This is a genomic window from Aquimarina sp. BL5, from assembly GCF_003443675.1.
GTDB lineage: Bacteria > Bacteroidota > Bacteroidia > Flavobacteriales > Flavobacteriaceae > Aquimarina.
Genome location: NZ_CP031963.1, coordinates 4,038,071 through 4,059,522, shown reverse-complemented (window position 1 = coordinate 4,059,522; position 21,452 = coordinate 4,038,071). Strand labels below are relative to the sequence as shown.

Genomic DNA, 21,452 nt, shown 5'->3' with positions numbered 1-21,452 from the left:
TCGTTACAGGAATTAATAAATACAAGGTAGCAATTTTAATTTGCTACCTTTTGTTTTTTGTAGCTTTTTCTTTTTAATTTATTTTGTTGATGCATTTGATCAGGTGTTAACATTGAATTAGATAAATGAGGTCTTATCTGATTATAAATGCGGATTGCATTTTGAACCAGTTTGGTTTTGATTTGCATTGAAGTATCATACTTGTCAATAGCAAATTCTTGTTTAAGAATTCCATTAATTCTTTCTGCTATGGCATTTTCGTAAGGGTCATATTTTTCAGTCATACTAGGGCTAATATTATTGATGTTTAATGTTTTTTGATATTCATTGGAACAATACTGTAATCCTCTATCGGAATGATGAATTATAGGTTTTTCATTATAATCTCTATTAGAAATAGCCATATCTAAAGCTGTTAAAGATCCTTTTACACTTAGACTATTTGATACATTATATCCCATTATTTTTTTAGAATAAGCATCCGTGATTAAAGCCAAATAACATGGATTTTCCCTATTTCCTATATAAGTTATATCACTGACCCATACTTGTTCTGGTCTGATAAATTCAACATCTTTTATTCGATTTTTATGTTTTCTAAATCTATGATGAGAATCCGTAGTTACATGATAGTTCTTTTTAGGTAAAATCAACAAGTTATTAGCCTTTAGTATTTTAAATAGCTTATCGCGACCAACTCCGATTACTTTGAGTTGAGATTTTAAAAGATGAAATAATTTTCTTGTACCGATTCTAGGCATTGATATGCGAATGGTATTTACTAAATCAATTACCTTTTTACTTAGTTTTTGTTTGTCTTGATAAGACCGAATAGCTCTATAATACACCTGTCTATTCACCCCGAGTAAATCACAGGTAGCAGTTATGCTTTCTTGTTTTTCTTGGCTATATTTTTCGATAACTCGGGTACGTGCTTTTTTCTGATCGGAATATTAAATTCCTCTTCGGCGATATCAATCATCATATCAAATATAATTGCTTTCTTATCCGCACGCTCTGCTAAAAATTCAGCTCTTGCTTTTTGTTTCTCTAAAAACTTGACTTGCTGTTCTAATTCTAAAATACGTTGTTCAGGTGTTTTGGACATGGATCTATTTACACTAAAATCATAATCAAATTTACCATATTTTTTTAACCAAGTGCGAATCGTAGATCTTGCTTGAATACCATACTTATCCAAAGCTTGAGTTCTTGTTAATAAGCCTTGTTCAATCTCTTGAACAACTTGTAGCTTAAAGGATAAACTGTAATCCTTCTGTGTACGCTTTACATAATTTGAATGTAATGACTCCATAAATAACATTTTAGTGTAACGATATTTCAGGACGAGACAATTATTGTAAAAAAACAGCCTAATCTATTAGGCTGTTTTTTTTATGTAATAGTTAGGTTGTAAATTTTAAGCACTCATAGTGTGTGGAAAATACAAGTTAATTGTCGTTCCCTTATTATACTCGCTTTCTATTTCTAAAACTCCGTTTTGTTTTTCCACTAGTTTCTTAGCGATACTTAGTCCAAATCCAGTACCTCTTTCATTTTCCGTTCCGGTTGTAGAATTATTCTTTTCTGTAGTAAAAAGATCATAAAGACTTTCGTTACGTATTCCTATTCCTTTATCCTCTATGGCTATTCTTACTTGTCCTCCTATTTTTTCGGATTTTACGATAATATCAGATCCTCGATGAGAAAATTTTATAGCATTTGCTATTAAGTTTCTCATAACTGTTTCCATCATTGCAGGATTTATAGTAACCTTAAGATCTTTTGGCAATTCATTTATTAAACTAATTTCTTTATTTTTTGTTTTCAAATCAGAAAATGCAAAAACCTTGTCGACAATAACAGAAATCTTCTTCGTTTCTAGCAAAACTTGTGATTGCTTTTTATAAATATTACCCCATTCTAGTAAATCTTCTAACAAATTGTTTCCTTTGTCAGCTGCCTCTTTTATCATAGCCCTTATTTGATCTCGTTCCTGAACATTATCCACTTCATCTACCATATCGATAAGAGATCTAAGTTGATAAAAAGGTGTTCTAAGATCATGCCCGATAATTCTAAAGAGATCATCTTTTGATTGATTCATTTCTTTAAGTTCTTCATTCTTGATACTTATCAATCTATTTGCTTCTTTTACTTTTCTAGATAACTGTACGAGTAATCGTTGACAAAAATATGCCATAAGACCACCTCCACTTACAATCACAAAATAGAATGCTAATTTCTCCAAAGGAAAACTAGGATAATAGAATGTGCTCAAGGCTATGAAAAGAAAATTAATCGTAAGTAAAAAGATAATATGTCTAAAATGAACCAACATCCCTACAGCAAAAAACAATAGTGACACGATCACTTCTACTTTCAAAAAGAATGATTCAAACTCGAAATTAGGATCTAGTACCCCATAAAAAAGAGAAGACATCATCCCTAAGACAATAGTATATACCGAAAGCGTAAGCAATCGAGACTTTCTGATCAAACCACTTTTCTGCAATAACAAACTTATGGTAACTATTGTAAAAGTGATAATTGCTCTTATAAAATAGACACTTAGTCCTCCTTCGTTATATTCTACGATACCATCTAATATTATTCCCGGCAATGCAATAAACATTACAGTGAATAATACTTTGTCAAATTGAAAAAACTTGGGTGATTTTCGGGATTTATCACTAATATTCATATCAATATCAATTTATTTAGCCCCGTTAAACTTTATATAGAAATAGAAATCAAATTTCAACTATATCGATAAAGTTAACAAAAAAATCGACAAAATGCACTTTTATTGTTAAATAAATCTAAAAAAAGCTTTTTTGCATACACATTAAAAATCTATTAGTTTAATTTTTAAAAATATTTTGTAGGTAAACCAAATCATTTTCGTCTAAGCAACTAACCAATGCTAATTATGATGAAATACACTGTCTATATTGTTATTTCCCTATTTTTCCTTTCTTTTCAAACTTCTGTTAAAAAAGAATACCATAAAGAATATTATAGCGATGGATCCATCAAATCTGAAGGCTGGAAAATAGCCGAGCAAAAGATCGATTATTGGTATATATATCATCCTAATGGTACTGTTTTAGAACAAGGGCATTATAGAAATAATAAGAAACAAGGGTATTGGTATTTCTATTCCTCAGAAAACAAACTCATTAAAGAAGGACATTTTATAAATGATAAAGCAGAAAAATGGTGGATTATTTACGATATTGCCGCTGGTAATAAGAAAAATCAAATTATCAGAAAATATCAATATCAAAATAATAAAAAAAACGGGTACTGCCTATTATATAAAAATGATAAGCTCTTTAAAGCAGAAAAATACGTTGATGATCAAAAAGTGGGAGAATGGACAGATGTTTTTAGCTTTAAGAAAGACAATCCCAATGCTTCGCTATAAATGAATCCCATAATCAAAGTTATCATACCTGCCTATAATGAAGAAGACTCTATAGGCCATGTAATCAATGAAATTCCTAATCTTGTCTCTGAGATAATTGTTGTAAGTAACAACTCCAGTGATAATACTGAAGCAGTGGCAAAACAAGCCGGAGCTATTGTACTAAGAGAGGAAAGAATGGGATATGGATATGCTTGTCTTAAGGGTTTAGCATATGTAGCTTCACAAAAAACTACTCCAGAGATTATTGTATTTCTAGATGGTGATTATAGTGATTACCCTGAAGAATTGACAAAGATTATTGAACCAATCATCAATCAAGATATGGATATGGTTATTGGTGCTAGAGATAAAAAATTAAGAGAATCAGGTTCTATGACCGTTCCACAGATTTTTGGGAATTGGCTTGCTACAAGTTTAATGAAACTTTTTTTTGGAGCAAAATTCACAGATCTAGGACCTTTTAGAGCAATTAAATACAAAAAGCTTCTGGAATTGAATATGCAAGACAAAACCTATGGATGGACTGTGGAGATGCAACTAAAAGCAATAAAAAAGCGTTTTAGTTATACAGAAGTTCCTGTTCGTTATAAAAAGAGAATAGGCGTCTCAAAAGTTTCAGGAACCATAAAAGGTGCTATCTTTGCAGGCGTTAAGATTTTAAGTTGGATTTTTAAATATAGCTTTGCATAATGGATATTGCTATCATTGTTATTTATACAGTAGCTTTACTAATCATTTTCTTGTATAGTTTAGCACAGTTGAATTTACTTTTCAATTATCTTAAGTCTCGTAAACTAGATGATAATTCTCCTACTTTTGACCTTTCCAAAGAAGAAGAAACTCCTTACGTCACCATTCAATTACCAGTATATAATGAACTCTATGTAATGGAACGTTTATTGGATAACATTGCGTTATTGGAGTATCCTAAAGACAAGCTAGAAATACAAGTATTAGATGACTCTACAGACGAATCTGTGAATACTACTGCAACCCATATTAAACAACTACAAAACACCGGTTTAGATATTAAGCATATCTGCCGAGAAGATAGAACAGGTTTTAAAGCAGGAGCTTTAAAAGAAGGATTAAAAATTGCTAAAGGTGAATTTATAGCAATCTTTGATGCCGACTTTCTTCCTGGTAAAAAATGGTTGCTTCAGACAATTCCTTATTTTAAAAATGATAAAATAGGTGTTGTACAAACTCGCTGGGGACATATTAATAGAGATTATTCGATGTTGACCAAAATTCAGGCATTTGCGCTGGATTTTCATTTTACGATGGAACAGGTAGGTCGTAATTATAAAGATCACTTTATTAATTTTAATGGAACCGCAGGTGTATGGAGAAAGAAATGTATTGAGGATGCCGGAAACTGGCAAGGAGATACGTTAACAGAAGATTTAGACTTAAGTTATAGAGCCCAGCTCAAGAAATGGAAATTCAAGTATCTGGAAGAGGTAGAAACTCCTGCCGAGTTGCCCGTTGTTATAAGCGCTGCTCGATCGCAACAGTTTAGATGGAACAAAGGTGCTGCAGAAAACTTCCAGAAACTGTATTGGAAAATGCTGAAAGATAAAACGGTATCCATTAAAACCAAATTCCATAGTTTCTTTCACTTATTAAATAGTAGTATGTTTTTATTAGTACTGCTAGTTGCAATATTAAGTGTTCCGGTGATGTACATTAAAAATAGCAATCCAATGTTTAGCTGGTATTTTAATGTGATTGCCTTCTTTGCATTAAGTACTGTGATATTTTTCTTTTGCTACTGGCACACCTTTAAGAAAATTCATAAAGGTGGATTTTGGAACTTTATAGAATATATAAAGATGTTTTTTACTTTCTTTTCTATAGCGATGGGGTTCTCTGTACATAATTCAATGGCAGTTCTAGAAGGTCATTTTGGAAAGAAAAGCGAATTTATCAGAACGCCAAAATTCAATATAAATACACTTAAGGATTCCTGGAAAGGAAATAAATACGTGAATAAGAATATTTCTGGAAATACAATCATAGAAGCGATTCTTATGTGCTATTTTGCATTTGCTTTATACAGTGCTTTTAAACTTCAGGATTTTGGATTGTTTTTATTTCACATCATGTTATTCCTCGGATTTGGTTTTGTATTCTTTAAGTCAGTTACTTCTAAAATGTAATGGTTAGACTTTGGAAATACCATAAGTTCTCCATTATCTTTACCGTAGTTTGCGCCTTATTTTATTGGAATTTTGCATATCGACTAGATCGCATTGACTTCCTAAAAATGTTTGGTCTGTGGACTGGATTATTCTTTCTGTCCTATAAAATCGTTCAGACTAATCCTAATAGTATTAAACTCTTAGCAAGTATTGCTTTAGGATTTAGAATTATATTTCTATTCGCCATACCAAATCTATCTCAAGATTTTTACCGATTTATCTGGGATGGTCGCATGCTACTAGAAGGATTTAATCCATATCTATCATTACCAGAAATATGGATTGCCCAGGGTAGTGCTCCAATTGCTCAAGCACAAGAACTTTATGAAGGAATGGGCACACTTAATGGTAGTCATTATACCAATTATCCTCCTGTAAGTCAGTTTTGTTACTTAATTGCCGGAATTTTTGCTGGAAAAAGTATTCTGGGCTCAGTAGTGGTTATGCGATTTTTGATTATTTTGGCAGATATCGGTACTTTCTTCTTTGGAAGAAAATTATTAAGACTACTCCAAATACCAGAAAACAGAATATTTTGGTACATCCTGAATCCATTTGTTATTCTCGAGCTCACTGGAAACCTTCATTTTGAATCAGTCATGATATTTTTTATTATCTGGTCATTATATCTACTGCAAAAAGGATATTGGTATTGGGCAGCCATTGCTCTAGCACTTTCTGTTTCAGTGAAACTAATTCCATTATTATTTTTACCGTTATTCTTCCAGAAGTTCATAGTCGACTTCGATAAGATCAGTCTAAAATATCGGTTTTTAAAGCTTATTGGATTTTATAGTATAGTTATTATAACTACTGTAGTTCTTTTTGCTCCTTTCTTATCTTTAGAATTTATCTCAAATTTTGGTAAAACTATTGGTCTTTGGTTTCAGAATTTTGAATTCAATGCGAGTATCTATTACATCATTCGCTGGATAGGATACCAAACTATTGGTTGGAATATCATTGGCACGGTTGGTAAGATTTTACCATTAATTGTGATTGGGATCCTTTTGCTACTCACTTTTTTAAGGAAAAACAAAAGTTCAGCTCAGTTAATCACGGTAATGATGGTAGGGATTTGCAGCTATTATTTCTTATCAACTACAGTACATCCCTGGTATCTGGCAGTTCCTTTAGCCCTTTGTGTTTTTACAAAATATAAGTTCCCTATTTGGTGGTCATTCGTTATTATATTTAGTTATACTGCATATATACATCCCGATTTTAAAGAAAATTTATGGTTTGTTGCTCTAGAATATAGTGTTGTATTTGGTATTTTTATTTCCGAAGTGTTTAAAAACACAAAAATAGTTTCACTAAAATCTATTTATACTTGAGATTCACATTACATAGTAAAATATGCTATCTACTCATAATATCACTTATAAGTGGTTTTTTATTTTCTCAAGACATTTCTTCTAACATAATAGTATCATTACAAAATGATTGGAATCTATGTAAGGATATGACCAATAAACATTATTGTGAATCGAATTCTAGTAGCTTATATTGTAGCTATCAAATAAAGTTTATAAAAAATCAATTTATCTTATTAGAAGATTTAGAAAAGATTGATGAAGGAGATTTTGAAATCCAACATGAGTATGACAATACTTTCTTAATAAGTTTCTATTCTACATTTAATGATGAAATTTTGAAACTATTAGGATCTGAAACCATCAAGCTTTTTAACGAAAAGGAAAAAGGGTTTATACTGTATGCGGAGTCACCAGCAAATTTATTTGTATTAAAAAAAATATAGCGACATTTTGAAAATCAATTTCAGAAAAATAGGAAGAAGATTATTACGATTTATAGTATTCATTATTATTTTGATTCTTTGCGGATACATATTCCTATATATAAAACAAGAACGTTTCTTTTTTAACCCTAAAGTATTATCTAAGGATTATACCTATTCTTTTGATCAATCTTTTGAGGAAATCGACATTAAGGTAGAAGATGATGTGACTTTAAATGCTTTATTATTTAAAACCGATTCTATTAGCAAAGGTTTAATCCTATACTTTCATGGAAATGCAGGAGCAATTCATGAATGGGGAGAACGAGCATATTTATATACAGAAAATAGCTTTGATGTCTTATTTGTAGATTACAGAGGATATGGCAAAAGTGATAGTTTTTACGAGGAAGAATCTGAATTATATAATGATGCCCAAAAAGTATATGATTATGTACTTACACGTTATGAAGAAAAAGATGTTATTGTATTAGGATATTCAATAGGAACAGGGTTTGCGGCGTATACGGCAGCAAAGAATAATCCTAAACTTCTAATTTTAGAAGCTCCGTATTATGCTTGGAACGAATTCATATCTAATATAGCTCCTGTTCCACTGGCACTAATTAATTACGAGATTCCATCCTATAAGTTCTTAGGAAAAGTCAAGTGCCCTATTCGCGTTTTTCACGGTGCTAAGGATTTTCTGATCAAACCTGAGGAACATTCTAAACGATTAAAAGAATTATATCCTGATAAAATAGAACTTACACTCATTAAAGGTGCTGGGCATAATGGCATTTACCTTTCTAAGCAATATTATGATGAGCTACAGGAGTTATTGAGTAGGTATTGAGATCTGAATAAGAGTTACTTATTTTTATTCACGAAATGTTTAGTCAAAGCATACTTGATTTTCTGTTTAAGATAGAGTTCTTGGCTATATAATTCGGTAATATAAGCATTTAGAATCTTTAGATTTTCAAATGTATGATTAGGATCAAAGTTTTCTCTCGAGAGTAAAAAATTAGCAATTAGCTTCCAAGTAATCTCAACACCATCTTCCTGAAGCTTATAAAGTTTCGAAAGGTCATTCACTAATTCAAAATCTAATAGACTAATTGAATTAGTAATCCTAATAGTCTCCCAAGATGTTTTCTGTGGCGAAGGCGGCATAATACCAGAAGGATTCACATCACTCATCAACTCTAAACCAGTTTTATTTATTTCCCCTTTTATGGTGCTCAACGAGTCGATCATTTTCAATAGCCTTTGAGTTATTTTTTTATGGTAGGGAATAACCTTCTCTAAACCTTTAAAATTTCGCTTTAGTTCATTTTCAAGGTTATGTAACGATTCCTCTTTTTGACTGTTTAACTGTTTCGTAGCACGAATTTCATTCACTCCAAGTGCAAAAAGAATACTAAATATTATAAGTAAAGATTCAATTATGATTTGAAAACCATTTACCCTTTTTAAAAATCTTTTCATATCAAAAACTCGTAAGAGGTTTTGCATCTTTGATAAGAATAATTACATCAAACTTGAAAATATATTGTTTTATTTTTCTTGAAAGTTTATTGACATAAGGCCTTAATGCTTTTGTATCTATAACAAGATATTTTTCATCCGATTTACCTGTTAACGCCATAAATTCTTCCGGAAGGTATTTATTTTCGTTTATCGTATGTAATGTCTTTGATGGCTCGAAAGGATTTGCTAGTCTTTGTACTCCTGAAATACCCATTGCTAAAATATGTAAAGACTCCATTCCATTCATAATGGCTAACTCTGAACATAAGTTAGAAATGTCATAAATATTAGTTCTTGTTAAACCACGAGCAGCATGATTTGCACCAAGCTTAAAAACTACCTTTGGTAACGAATCTAATAAAGAGGCTTTTCTGTAATAATTCATAAAGTTTGACTTCATTAAACTACCTCTGATTTGATTGTTTAAATAATATTTACCATTAAAATTATATTCGTAGATTTCTTTAGTTTTCCAAAGTTGTTCAATAATTTCTTTCTCTACAGAATCGTTAGTTAGGCTCATTAATCCTTGATGAATTGATTCACTATACTGAAATATAAAAGGAGCCATAAAATCTTTTTCTTCAATTGCTTTTTTATAAGAGGTTATTGCTTTTTCCCTTAAAGGAATTAATGTATCCTTTAACTTTTTATTACTAGTCCGGTTAATAATATAATCAAAGTTATATCTAAACTGTGTCATTAGACTTTGATCAATACCCCATAGAGAACCTTCTAATTTAGATACATTTTTAAACATCTCAAAGTCCTCATAATTATTATAAAAAGGTATCGTAAAAGGATATTTTTTTTCAAATTCTTTTGCCTTGTTTATAGGAGATGCTACATCTAAAAACGAAGAAAGTGTTTTTGCTGCTACGGCATCTGTTTCAATACACAAAGTTCTGAATCCAAAAGGTTGGGCAATGTCATACAAAAGGGTTGTTACTTCACCAACTTCTATAATACCGTGTTGTTCTCCTAAAAAGACAAACTGACTTTCTTGAATTTTAGGTTTAATAAAGTCTACAAATTTTGAATTCGATATATCCTGAATAAAAAAACTATTCGTTTCTAAAAGTTCGTTTTCCTGACCATTTACACTTAAAAAAAAGGTCCATATAATTGACAAAATAACAGCTTGTTTCATTTCGAAAGTCTTTATTCAAAACTAGAGATTTCAACACTCTGTTTTTTTTAAAATTTTTCTCAATGTAAATTATCGCTATATGAACCTAAATATTTTGAGTACAGACTTTACTATATACAATATAAAGATGTTGAATTCATTAAAATTATCCATTACGGCAGGATCATAATAGCTTTGACCTATTAGAAATATTCTATTTTTGATTACAATTATAGTTTATGAAGAGTTTTTCAATATATAAGAGGATACTTATATCTATCGCTATTTCCACAATTTTTGTTGTGTTCATTTGGTTAACCTCACAATTTAAAGAGCCCCCTGAAATTAATTTTTTGACTTTTGTTTGGTTTATTATTGCCCACATAACATTTGAAGTGATCTGCTTTTTTCAAAAAAAGATGTATTATTCTAGCATACTTCAGAAAAATTTAATCCAACAAATATTATTTCTTTTATCAAGCATCACTATAGGAACATTAGTCTATTCCTTTTTGTTTTTTGGTTTTAAATGGATAGACCACTTGCTATATTATAGCGAAAAACCAAGCTTAAAACATATGACCCTTGCATTCGTTATTGGGCTTTGCTTATCCATAATATTTTCATTAATTCAATATTTATCAGATTTAAAAAATCAACATTTCTATACATTAATTGAAAATGAAAAGATTAAAAGCGAGATTACAGAAGCTAATCTTCTTATTTTAAAAAATCAATTGAATCCACACTTCCTTTTTAACAATTTTAATACGCTCTACTTTCTCATAGATGAAGACACAGAATCTGCCAAGAGTTTTTTAAAAAACATTTCGAGTATTTACAGAGTAATGCTTCAAAATAAAAATAACTCAGTAATAGATGTAAAAGAAGAATACCGTCTTGCTATACAATATCTTGATATTATGAAACAACGCTATCAAGATACTTTAATCATTAATAACAATCTACTTCTTAAGGAAATTGCAGGTAAAAAACTCCCCCCATTAGTACTCCAACAACTTATCGAAAATGCTATTAAGCATAACCAAATTGATAAGGACACTCCCTTAGAATTACAATTTACTAATGATCTTGATTCATTGTCAATTACCTCTATAGGAATAAAAAAAGTATCTGGAGATCATCTTAGATCTGGATTACAAAATATCAAAAAAAGATATAGTTATCTTACGAATGAAAAAGTGAAAATAGTATCTGAAGAAAAGATGTTTAAAGTAACCATTCCATTTATATAAAATGAAAATAAAAACGGTTATCATAGAAGATGAAATCACCGCCTTACAGCATTTACAAAAGATTCTCAGTCAGGTCTCTTTCGATTTTGATGTAATCAAAGTTTTAAGTTCGGTTAAAACGGCGACAGAATGGTTTCAAAATAATCAAAAACCTGATCTAATCTTTATGGATATTCAGCTTTCTGATGGTATTTCTTTTCAGATCTTAGAAAATGTAATTATTGACACCTCAATTATTTTTACAACAGCCTATGATCAGTATGCCATTAAAGCTTTTAAAACCACTGGTATTGATTATTTACTAAAACCTATTACTAAAGAGGATGTAAATATATCTGTATCCAAATTTGTAGAAAAATTTGCTATAGATAATGACTCTTCATTCCTGAAAAACATAGATCTTATAAATCAACTTAAAACAAAAGAGCATTACAAGAAACGATTCTTATTAAAAGACGGCAAGAAATATACACCGGTAAATATTGAGCAGATTGCATACTTCTATAGAGATGAATCCGTATTTGTAAAACTAAAAAATGGTGATTCTTATATAATAGACGAATCTTTAGAACAACTACAAAAAGAGTTAAACCCAAATCATTTTATACGATTACACAGAAAATTACTTACTAACATTAGTGCTATTAAATCCTTGAAAAACTATAAACCAGGGCGCTTTGTTGTCGAACTCGAACCTACATATGAGGATGGTATATATTTAAGTCAAGAACGCTCAAGATGGTTGCGGAATTTTTATAGTTAACACTAAAAAGGTATAGCTTTTAAGAACTTATCTGGAAAGAAAGTTTTTATATCGTGAAAAGTGGTTAAATAAAATAGTAAGAACAGCTAATGTATTTAATTCAAAGGTAAAGAATCAAACAGTATTGTGATAAATTAAAGAATTTATTAAATAAGTTTAGTAATAAAAGAGGGAGCTAGATAATTAATCATCTAGCTCCCCTTTTATATTACGAAATTATCAGTTTATATTACATCATCCTCAAGTTAATCACTTCTTGTTCAGTAAGTATTCTCCAATGACCTCTAGGAAGATCTTTCTTGGTCAGTCCTGCAAAAATAACTCTGTCTAATTTCACTACACCATAATTAAGGTGTTCAAAAAGTTTTGTTACAATTCCATTTTTTGAAGACATCAATTGAATTCCTATTTCACTTTTAGCAGCTCCTTCTATATAAGAAATCTCATCTACCTGAATAAAACCTTCCTCTAATTTGATCCCTTTTTCTATTTTCTGAAAATCTTCGAACTTAAGATTGCGATCCAACTCTACATGAAAGATTTTACGAACTCCTGTCTTATGATGTGTCAATTTTTTTTCTAAATCCACATCATTGGTAAACAAAAGTAATCCCGTTGTATTACGTTCTAATCTACCAACTGGTTTTAATCTATTTTTAGAAGCATTGGATACTAAATCCATTACTGTTCTTGTTTTCTCTGGACTCGTAGAGGTCACAAAACCTTTAGGCTTATTAAGCAATACATATTCTTTTTTCTCTGGAGTTATAAGTCTTCCATCGAATTTAACCTCATCAGTAAGCTTCACTTTATAACCCATTTCGGTAATAGGCTTTCCATTTACCCAAACACTACCTGTCTTAATATACAGATCTGCATCTCTTCTGGAGCAAACACCAGAATTAGCCACAAATTTATTTAATCGAATTTCATCAGAATTCGAAATCTTCTTTGGTGAGTTATTTGCTTTTTTTACAGGAGCATTACCTCTAGTATATGATTTCTTTTTTGGATTTCCTCCTTGTCTTCCACTTCCTTTTCCTCTATTGGAATTGTCTCCACGACTCATATCTTACATTTTTTGCAAAGATAGTTGTTTAGTTTTTAGGAATAACAACTATTCTTCACCAAACCAAACAGTACTTTGTCGTTCTCTATTCACACTCAGTTGTGTAACATCAGGTCTAGAATAGTGTCCAACGGGATCAAAATTCTGGCGCTCCTGTAATACGCGATTAAAATCTAAGGTTTCTATTAATAATCCTTCTTTATTAAGAACAGGTTCTAGAATCCATTCTCCATCAGGTCCCGCAATACATGAACCTCCATTTCCTAAAATGTCTGGGGCTTTTTTTAGAATTTCATCTAAATGTGGTGTTGTCGAAGGAAAATCTTCTTTGCGCATTAAACTCGAAACGGAAATTACATAGGACCTAGATTCTCTAGCGATAAAACGAGTAATATCTTTAGTGTTATAATCACTTCCTGGCCAAACAGCGACGTGCAGATTTTCTCCTTGTCCATATAAAGCAACTCTTGGCAGTGGCATCCAGTTTTCCCAACAATTTAAACCTCCCACGGTAAATGCTTTTAATGGATGAACGCGAAGCCCGTTACCGTCTCCAGGTGCCCAAGTCAATCGTTCCTCATATGTTGGCTGTAATTTGCGATGTACAGATTTAATTTCTCCATTCTGATCTATATATACCAATGAGGCATATAAGCTATGACCTCCTCTATCTAATGGACGTTCTATAATACCTAAATAAATTGCTATTTCGTGCTCTTTTGCTAAACTACAGATTGTATCCAGATCACCATGTTCTATTACTACTGCATTCTGAGCATAGTGTGCATGAATTTCTTTCTGAATTTTACTATCAAATTGTGCTCCGTCTGTTAATGAAACCCAAAATGGGTAACCTGGTAACAATGTCTCACCAAATACGATAAGTTCTGCTTTTTTCGAAGCGGCCTCAATAATTGAACTTTTTATTTTTTCTATAGTAGCATTTTTATCCAACCATATTGGTGATATCTGCGCCAACGCAACAGTGAGTAGTTGATTCTTCATTAAGAATTTCTAATTTTTATAGTTTTTGTATATAGGTTTACTCTTAGGATTCACAAAGTTTAAAGATTTGGTTAACGAATAATTAACATTTAAAAAATTGACTTTCAATCACTTAAATTCAAATGTTGACGTTACGGCTAAACCCTTTGGTAACGTTAAGTTAACATTAGAATAGGTGCAAAAATTCAATTATTCGTACTTCAATAATATCAAGACTTAAGAATTTAGCACCAAAAAAATCAATCTACCTTCATACTCCCAAAGTAAACTTATAAAAAGTATATATTATTCAAAGTTCAATTTATGTTAAAACGTTCTCTTTTTTACACAATGGTAAACTTAGGAACACATTCTAATAAAATTCAAACCAAAAAAAAAACACCTATCACATCTACATTTGTCATGTAAAATTTAAACAAACAATATTTTATAACTCAAATTAAAAACACAAAAAATGAAAAAGTTAATCGTATTATTAGTAGTAGTTTTTGCATCAACTCAGATTTTTGCAAATGACAAAAACACAAAAGAAACAAACAAGGAAAAATTAAGAAGTGAAATCGCTGTTTTATTAGAAAAGCCGCAGATCAAATTAGAACGTAACGAAATTAACGCTAGTATAGAGTTTATCTTAAATGCTAAAGGTGAAATTGTAATCTTAAGTGTTGATTCGGACAAAGAGGCAATAGATGCTTATGTAAAAACTAGATTAAACTACAAAAAAGTAGATGCCGATATCACTAGAACAGGAAACAAGGTATTCAAATTAAAATTAAAAGTATTGAATCCTGAAGCTTAAACTTCTTTAGTCAACTACCTCGGGGCAAGCCCACAAGGCATTAAAACGAACTGACTTTTAATTTCGAGGCAAGCCTCGGAGTATTAAACCCTTTGGCGGTGCCAATAAAATCTATAATTCAAAAGAGCGCTTTTAATAAAAGCGCTCTTTCTTTTTTTTATTCGTATTGCAGCTTATTTCTTTACATATTTATTCCCGCTTGTTATAGCGCAAGGTTGAAATCCATAAGTAGCATCAGGAGCAATCAATTGCCAAAAAACAGTATCTCCCGAATTTAAGTTTTGATCTGCAAAAGAGGTTCCTATTGATCCCGAAGTATTTGGATTTGCCCTTCCATTAATAGAATAAAACCAGAAAACATAATCTGCACTAGGATTAGTTGTTAGATCATAACAAGAATTACTAAGATCAGCAGTTAATTCATATACGGATAATGGTGTAAATGATTTTACATATAAGTCACCATCAATTGTAACTGTAGTATAAGGCATCACAGGAGATGAAAAATACTGTTTATTTACCTCATCCATTACCTCCTTAATTGTTGGGTTTTGATTGCTTAATTGTACTGTGTATGCCGGAGTAGAAATGGCATAAGGACCTCCATAATTTTGATCCACAAAATCATTCCCTTTACAAGTAAAATCTACGGGGCCATTAGACCCGGAAGGAAGATTGTAAACTACTGAGAATGGATATAATGCCGTTGCATTTTCGGACTGCGGATCGGTTAATACATCTTGTACCATTTTTGATCCTACATTATGTAGTACATTTTGTAAAAGTCGCAAAGATCTCCTATATGACCCCAAGTGACGACTTACAGTATATCCATTGGCAGAATTATTACTTAAATGCGCTATAGTTCTTCGTAAAACTGCACGTTCTGCTTTAGTAATCCCGTGAATTCCTTCTGCTTCGGTTATAGGATCTACTAAAAAAGTTCTTAACGCATCATCATCTGATAATAGATGAGATACGTAATTTAATAATTTCGAATTTGATTTCATTTTTAAATAAGTTTTAAGGTTATAAATGATATTTAATTAAAGAAAATAAACCTTGTATTCATCTTCTATAATTTCCCTAAAACTACCTTAAAAATAAAATATCCTATATAGGGGAAAATACCCTTATTTAAAATAAGTACAATAGCACATATAATGAAACGAATAAGAAACATTTCAGTGATTTACAGAACGATATTTTAATCCGTTTTATGCATAAGAAACCTACTACAAATGTCTCTTTTTGCGTGAAGGATTGTAGTGAAAATCCCGCAGCCTGAGCCTTTTTCTGGCGAAGTACGAGGAATTGTAACAGAAAGCCTGACCCTTGTGGTCACGCCCACATCATTATTGCGCAAAGTTTATCCTGAATTCGTACGATATATGATAGATCTCTATGAATTTCATCAAAATATCCTATCTAAAATCATATTAACATCAATTAATATGATACTAAACACACCTGATACAATAATCAGTTTCAGAATATTATGTAACCAAACATAGTGCGTTCTTTCGAATGACTTCCATAAAGCAATCAGAAATAAAAACAATAGTCCTAAGCATATATAGAAATAAAGGTGCATAAAACCTATTTCATACCTTGTTAATAGCAGATAAATAGGAATGCAAGAAGCAAATACAAGTAAACTAATTAATCTTTTAGAAGTCGTTTCTCCGTATATAATAGGAATAGTTTTATAGTTCTGTGCTACATCTCCTCTAAGGTTTCCAAGATCTTTAACCATTTCTCTCATCACCAACATTAAGAATAAAAAGGTAGCGTGGACAAAAACAACTTCATCAAAATTCTTATAATAGATAAATACTGCAAAAAAAGGTGTTATAGATAATGTTGAAGCAACAAAATTCCCTAGAAAAGGCATTTTTTTTAGTTTATGGGAATAGAACCATATCCCGAAAACATATAAGGAGAAAAACATAACTGCCCTAAATGAAACATAACTAGCAAGTATTACAGAAAGAAAGTTAAGCACAAAATACCCGGTTAATTTGGTGCGTTGACTTACCAAACGATCCAGCATAGTTTTCTGAGGTCTATTTATGAGATCTTTTTCTCGGTCGTAAAAGTTATTAATAATGTACCCAGCAGCAATTACTCCGGCAGATGCTAAAACAATAACAAACAAATTAGTATCAAAAAGAACATTTCTCAAGGGTATATGAGGAGCCAGAATAAATACAGAAGTAAGGTATTGTGCCAAGACAATAATAAGAATGTTATACCCTCTAACAATAGAAAACAAACTCAATAACTTTAGAAGAATGAGTTTATTTTTTCTGGAAAGCATCCTGATATGTACCTGTTAAAAGTTGTAAACCACTTCTAATTTATAATCTTTAAGAGCAGATTGAGCTTTATCTAAGTCTTGAGTAAATCCTAGAATATAACCTCCGCCACCAGAACCACATAGTTTAAGATAGTAGTCATTAGTTTCTATTCCATTTTTCCACAATGCATGGAATTGTTTAGGAATCATAGGCTTAAAATTATCTAAAACGACATTAGATAATTGTTTGATGTTCGAGAATAACGATTTTATATCTCCTTGAAGAAAATCATCAACACACGCATCCGTATGTTTTACAAACTGATTTTTAAGCATTGTACGAAAACCTTCTTGTTTCATGTTTTCCATAAAGATACTGACCATAGGAGCAGTTTCTCCAACGATTCCGCTATCCAATAAAAATACAGCTCCTTTTTTATTATCAAGACTTTGTGAAGGAATTCCTGCTGGTTCTATATTATCTTTAGAATTGATAAGGATTGGAAGGCTTAAATAACTATTTAAAGGATCTAAACCTGAGCTACTACCATGGAAAAATGACTCCATTAACCCAAAAATCTCTTTAAGTTTCAGTAATTTATCACGAGTAAGATTTTCTAAAACCGTAATTTTATCATCCGCATATTTATCATAAATTGCGGCCACCAACGCTCCACTACTACCTACTCCATATCCTTGAGGAATACTACTATCGAAATACATTCCTGATCCAACATCTTCTTTCAATCTTTGTAAATCGAATTTCACAACACCTTCATCCTGAATTTTCTCTAAGTAGCTTGTAAAATTACGTAAACTTTCGTTGGACTTAATAGCTTGTTCGTCTGGATTATCAGTAAGCTTTAAAGCTCCTTTGAAGAAATTATAGGGAATAGAAAGTCCTTTAGAATCTTTGATTATTCCGTATTCGCCAAATAAAAGTATTTTCGAGTAAAATAGTGGTCCCTTCATCAGTTTGCTTTCCTTATATCCAATTTGTCTAACTAATTAGGATAAAGTTACAACAATTTAGCACCTAATCCTATTTTGTCGCAAATATACTGTCCTTTCTGACAATATACAACTAACTCACTCTTAATGAAATCCATCACTTTGTTTTTCTCAGAATCTGGATACAATACGTGTACATTCGCTCCCGCGTCTAGAGTAAAACAAATCTTAGACCCTGTTTGTTTTCTATATTCCCAAATCTTATTGATTACGGACAATGTATTCGGTTTCATTAATATGAAATAAGGTAGCGAAGTCATCATCATTGCATGTAGTGTTAATGCCTCACTTTCAACCACTTCAACAAACGCGTCTAAATCTCCTGACATCAAAATATCTTTTAGTCTTATGATATTTTTATTTGCCTGTATAAATCGCTCTGATGAAAATGGATGTCCGTGCATTAAATCATGACCAACAGAACTACTTACTTGTTTCTCTCCTTTATCCACAAGAAGAATGGTATCTTGATAATTCGCAAAGTTTGGATGAATATCATATGGAAATTTAATTGCGTAAGCATCGCTACTTTCTGAAACTTCTTTATGCTTACCCCATACTGTTATAGGACCTTCTATACTTCTACTGGCACTTCCCGATCCTAATCTAGATAAAAAAGAGGTTTTTTGTATATATTCCTCATCAGTCATTTCCGGATTTATTTGTTTATCTAATTGCATTAAACAATATGCTAAAGCGCTCATACCACTTGCAGAAGATGCGATACCACTACTATGTGGAAATGTATTACTTGTCTCTATTATAAACTTATAATCCTTCAGAAATGGAACATAGTCCAAAATTCTTTTAAAAAAACTTTGGATTTTCGGCTTGAAATCTGGTTTCGGTTTACCTTCAAAAAACAATTCAAACTGAAAATTTTCAGAAGCTTTCTCTAACTTTTCATACTGTAATGTTGTCTCCGTTTTACAAACATCTAGGGTAAAACTTATCGAAGGATTCTCTGGTAATTGTACTGGTCGTTTTCCCCAATACTTAACTAAAGCAATATTACTAGGTGATGAACAGGAAATAGATCCTTTATCTAGTTTTACTGAAGATATTTTAGAAATAAATTGGCTATAATCGCCCATAATGCAAAATTATTTTGGCAAAGATAAGTTGTTAAGTGGTTTTAAAAGTAAGCTAGTAAAAATAAATTGCTATTTTAGTATTTAACTAACTAACCCTAATGAAAAAAAAGTTACTGCGTATCGGTATTGCCGTTTTATTATGCGTGCTAATAGGTTTTTTGAGTAGTATTGCTACCCAAACATCCATTAGCACTTGGTATGTAGCTTTAGAAAAGCCAACTTTTACCCCTCCTAATTGGCTTTTTGCTCCTGTATGGACAATCCTTTATATTTTGATGGGAATTGCAGCAGGAATTGTTTGGAGTAAAGGTTTTTATCATAAATGGGTAAAAACTGCGTTATATCATTTTGGGTTTCAACTTTTACTCAATGCTGCGTGGTCCATTTTTTTCTTTGGAATGCGTAATCCATTGATTGCACTTGTGGATATAATTGCCCTGTTTATCCTATTATTGTTTACAATCAAGTGGTTCAAAGTTGTAAACTCTACTGCCGCTTACCTACTTATCCCTTACTTGATTTGGGTTGCTTTTGCGACTGCATTAAATTTTAGTATATGGCAACTTAACTAAACCAAGAATGAAGGAATAAAATTTTTATGAACAAAAAGTCAATCGTCTTACAGACAACTTTAGAATTAATTACAAAACAAGGAATACAGGCAACTTCTCTTTCACAAATTATTAAAGAATCCGGCGTTGCTAATGGGACCGTATATCATCATTTTAAGAATAAAGAAGAAATTATAACGGAACTTTATTTAATGCTTACTCAAGATTTTGGAACTGTGGTTATGCGTAACATCCCAGAGGATGATATTAAGAAGCAATTTTCAATCATGTGGCTTAATCTGTTCCACTATTTCGTGAATAACCCTCTTGCTTTTGTATTTTCTGAACAAATAGCAAGATCACCAGAGATTCCTCAATCCTTAAAAGATCAAGCAAGACAATATTATGGTGAAATCGAGAATTATTTCAAAACAGGTATTCGTCAAAAAGTATTCAAATCATACAATTCTATGGTCATGGAAGAATTATTTTTTGGAAATGTGGTATCTATTGTGAAAATTCACGAAAATGAAAAAGTAAAACTGCTTGATAAACACATCAATCAAGCTATTGAAATCTCCTGGAAGGGATTCTTAAGAGATTGAATATTCACTGATCTTTAAAATTTAATAAAAGATATCCTACTAAATAATTATTTAGCAGGATATCTTGATTTTTGGTTTTAAGAATTTTTATAATCTGGATAGTAGCTTAGTTGAACACCACATTAATGCACGAATCTTTATACAAATCCTTAACGGCTGCTTGTATAGCAAGTTTAGAATCTTTTGTCTTACCAATAGATTTTCCTTTGTAATATATACCACCATTTCCTTTCCAAGAAAACTCCTCACTATGAGATTTTATAAGCCTAACTCCATCTTTTCTCGTAATCTGAAAAGACTCTAATTTTTGATCATACTCTAATCCCGCCGGAAAATACACCTCAGTAACGAACTTAGTATCTCCATTTCCATACATATAGCAAACACACTCTCCTATATCTTTAGCCTCAGAAACTCTTACCATATTGTTTTGCACAATCCGCCATCTTTCATTAATCTGAATCCCTACCATATCCATCAACATAGTTCCTTTTTCGGCAAGTTTTTTATTAATAAATGACTCAAAACTAACCACAGCCGATATGATTCCTGCATTTTCTTTCTGATTCTGGAAAACGATTTTATCTAAGGTGAGTCTAAAGCTATAATTATCATCATTGATAATATCATCTAATTGAGAAGAAATATTTTTCTTATCATAATTTTTTCTAACTAAAGCACCGGATAAATTAACATAAACAGTATTACCGCTATATTTTTCATCAAATAAATACAAAACATCGTTTTTTTTAGCCCCTCTTTCCAGATCGTTAATCTTATTAATATAATCCATCAATAGCTTTTTTATAGGCTCTTCTACGCTGGCTTTAGCTACAAAAGTGCTATTGCAAATAAAAATAATAATAAGTGCTAATGTAATTTTTTTCATAGTTAATAAGGTAATGGTTAAACCTTTTTAAGGTACAAAATTTTACACAGATTTCCGAAAAGTATTAAGAC

General features: G+C 31.2%; 23 protein-coding genes. 11 read left to right on the top strand and 12 right to left on the bottom strand.

Annotated elements, in window-relative coordinates; all coding sequences use genetic code 11:
- Positions 1–35 precede the first annotated feature (35 nt).
- The 3 genes from D1818_RS16985 to D1818_RS16980 all read right to left on the bottom strand — a co-directional run bounded on the left by D1818_RS16985 (position 36) and on the right by D1818_RS16980 (position 2,704).
- The gene (locus D1818_RS16985) at positions 36–887 is read right to left on the bottom strand and encodes an IS3 family transposase (protein WP_233558671.1); all 852 of its coding nucleotides are present in this window, start codon (positions 885–887) and stop codon (positions 36–38) included.
- Entirely contained in the window at positions 884–1,315 is a 432-nt protein-coding gene (locus D1818_RS25625; RefSeq protein ID WP_205487255.1) for a helix-turn-helix domain-containing protein, read from the bottom strand. Before D1818_RS25625 ends, D1818_RS16985 begins: the two co-directional genes overlap by 4 nt.
- A gap of 105 nt (positions 1,316–1,420) precedes the next feature.
- Entirely contained in the window at positions 1,421–2,704 is a 1,284-nt protein-coding gene (locus tag D1818_RS16980) for a sensor histidine kinase KdpD (protein ID WP_118460165.1), read from the bottom strand.
- A 228-nt stretch (positions 2,705–2,932) separates the two neighbouring features.
- Here D1818_RS16980 and D1818_RS16975 point away from each other — a divergent pair, with 228 nt between their 5' ends.
- The 6 genes from D1818_RS16975 to D1818_RS16950 are packed head-to-tail and all read left to right on the top strand — an operon-like array spanning position 2,933 to position 8,234.
- Positions 2,933–3,430, top strand: coding sequence for a toxin-antitoxin system YwqK family antitoxin (locus tag D1818_RS16975; protein WP_162897285.1), 498 nt, complete (start codon positions 2,933–2,935; stop codon positions 3,428–3,430).
- Complete coding sequence (locus D1818_RS16970; RefSeq protein WP_118460163.1) at positions 3,431–4,123, top strand: glycosyltransferase family 2 protein; 693 nt, start codon at positions 3,431–3,433, stop codon at positions 4,121–4,123.
- Positions 4,123–5,595 (top strand): cellulose synthase family protein, encoded by a 1,473-nt coding sequence (locus tag D1818_RS16965; protein WP_118460162.1) that lies wholly within the window; start codon positions 4,123–4,125, stop codon positions 5,593–5,595. The genes D1818_RS16970 and D1818_RS16965 overlap by 1 nt, the downstream gene beginning before the upstream one ends.
- Positions 5,595–6,974: a mannosyltransferase gene (locus D1818_RS16960; protein ID WP_118460161.1), complete on the top strand. Its 1,380-nt coding sequence runs from the start codon at positions 5,595–5,597 to the stop codon at positions 6,972–6,974. The genes D1818_RS16965 and D1818_RS16960 overlap by 1 nt, the downstream gene beginning before the upstream one ends.
- Positions 6,971–7,399, top strand: coding sequence for a hypothetical protein (locus D1818_RS16955; protein ID WP_162897284.1), 429 nt, complete (start codon positions 6,971–6,973; stop codon positions 7,397–7,399). Before D1818_RS16960 ends, D1818_RS16955 begins: the two co-directional genes overlap by 4 nt.
- A gap of 7 nt (positions 7,400–7,406) precedes the next feature.
- Entirely contained in the window at positions 7,407–8,234 is an 828-nt protein-coding gene (locus D1818_RS16950) for an alpha/beta hydrolase (RefSeq protein ID WP_118460159.1), read from the top strand.
- A gap of 14 nt (positions 8,235–8,248) precedes the next feature.
- Here D1818_RS16950 and D1818_RS16945 read toward each other — a convergent pair whose 3' ends face one another.
- Both D1818_RS16945 and D1818_RS16940 read right to left on the bottom strand, forming a co-directional pair.
- Positions 8,249–8,869 (bottom strand): hypothetical protein, encoded by a 621-nt coding sequence (locus D1818_RS16945; RefSeq protein WP_118460158.1) that lies wholly within the window; start codon positions 8,867–8,869, stop codon positions 8,249–8,251.
- A gap of 1 nt (position 8,870) precedes the next feature.
- Positions 8,871–10,061, bottom strand: a complete 1,191-nt coding sequence (locus tag D1818_RS16940; protein WP_118460157.1) for a hypothetical protein — start codon at positions 10,059–10,061, stop codon at positions 8,871–8,873.
- 557 nt (positions 10,062–10,618) lie between these two features.
- Between D1818_RS16940 and D1818_RS16935 the strand changes: the two genes are divergently transcribed.
- Together D1818_RS16935 and D1818_RS16930 are read left to right on the top strand one after the other, a co-directional pair.
- Entirely contained in the window at positions 10,619–11,296 is a 678-nt protein-coding gene (locus D1818_RS16935; RefSeq protein ID WP_158596942.1) for a sensor histidine kinase, read from the top strand.
- 1 nt (position 11,297) lies between these two features.
- Positions 11,298–12,059: a LytTR family DNA-binding domain-containing protein gene (locus tag D1818_RS16930; protein WP_118460155.1), complete on the top strand. Its 762-nt coding sequence runs from the start codon at positions 11,298–11,300 to the stop codon at positions 12,057–12,059.
- 229 nt (positions 12,060–12,288) lie between these two features.
- Here the strand turns inward: D1818_RS16930 and D1818_RS16925 are convergent, their stop codons facing one another.
- Together D1818_RS16925 and D1818_RS16920 are read right to left on the bottom strand one after the other, a co-directional pair.
- Complete coding sequence (locus D1818_RS16925) at positions 12,289–13,128, bottom strand: pseudouridine synthase (RefSeq protein ID WP_118460154.1); 840 nt, start codon at positions 13,126–13,128, stop codon at positions 12,289–12,291.
- A gap of 48 nt (positions 13,129–13,176) precedes the next feature.
- On the bottom strand, positions 13,177–14,133 hold the full coding sequence (locus D1818_RS16920) for a carbon-nitrogen hydrolase family protein (RefSeq protein ID WP_118460153.1): 957 nt from the start codon (positions 14,131–14,133) through the stop codon (positions 13,177–13,179).
- A gap of 454 nt (positions 14,134–14,587) precedes the next feature.
- Between D1818_RS16920 and D1818_RS16915 the strand changes: the two genes are divergently transcribed.
- Positions 14,588–14,932 carry a hypothetical protein gene (locus tag D1818_RS16915; RefSeq protein ID WP_118460152.1) on the top strand — a complete coding sequence of 115 codons (345 nt, stop codon included), beginning with the start codon at positions 14,588–14,590 and terminating at the stop codon, positions 14,930–14,932.
- Positions 14,933–15,105: 173 nt separating this feature from the next.
- On the opposite strand, the gene D1818_RS16910 is transcribed toward D1818_RS16915, so the two are convergent.
- From D1818_RS16910 to D1818_RS16895, 4 genes are all read right to left on the bottom strand, one after another.
- Positions 15,106–15,942 (bottom strand): hypothetical protein, encoded by an 837-nt coding sequence (locus D1818_RS16910; protein WP_118460151.1) that lies wholly within the window; start codon positions 15,940–15,942, stop codon positions 15,106–15,108.
- A gap of 404 nt (positions 15,943–16,346) precedes the next feature.
- Positions 16,347–17,252 carry a geranylgeranylglycerol-phosphate geranylgeranyltransferase gene (locus D1818_RS16905; protein ID WP_118460150.1) on the bottom strand — a complete coding sequence of 302 codons (906 nt, stop codon included), beginning with the start codon at positions 17,250–17,252 and terminating at the stop codon, positions 16,347–16,349.
- A 15-nt stretch (positions 17,253–17,267) separates the two neighbouring features.
- Positions 17,268–18,203, bottom strand: coding sequence for a mevalonate kinase (locus D1818_RS16900; RefSeq protein WP_118460149.1), 936 nt, complete (start codon positions 18,201–18,203; stop codon positions 17,268–17,270).
- A gap of 47 nt (positions 18,204–18,250) precedes the next feature.
- A complete protein-coding gene (locus tag D1818_RS16895; protein WP_118460148.1) occupies positions 18,251–19,336 on the bottom strand; it encodes a diphosphomevalonate/mevalonate 3,5-bisphosphate decarboxylase family protein in 1,086 nt (361 codons plus the stop codon).
- 98 nt (positions 19,337–19,434) lie between these two features.
- Here D1818_RS16895 and D1818_RS16890 point away from each other — a divergent pair, with 98 nt between their 5' ends.
- Complete coding sequence (locus D1818_RS16890) at positions 19,435–19,908, top strand: TspO/MBR family protein (RefSeq protein WP_118460147.1); 474 nt, start codon at positions 19,435–19,437, stop codon at positions 19,906–19,908.
- A gap of 26 nt (positions 19,909–19,934) precedes the next feature.
- Complete coding sequence (locus D1818_RS16885) at positions 19,935–20,492, top strand: TetR/AcrR family transcriptional regulator (RefSeq protein WP_118460146.1); 558 nt, start codon at positions 19,935–19,937, stop codon at positions 20,490–20,492.
- 106 nt (positions 20,493–20,598) lie between these two features.
- Here D1818_RS16885 and D1818_RS16880 read toward each other — a convergent pair whose 3' ends face one another.
- Complete coding sequence (locus D1818_RS16880; RefSeq protein WP_118460145.1) at positions 20,599–21,381, bottom strand: hypothetical protein; 783 nt, start codon at positions 21,379–21,381, stop codon at positions 20,599–20,601.
- Positions 21,382–21,452: the final 71 nt, after the last annotated feature.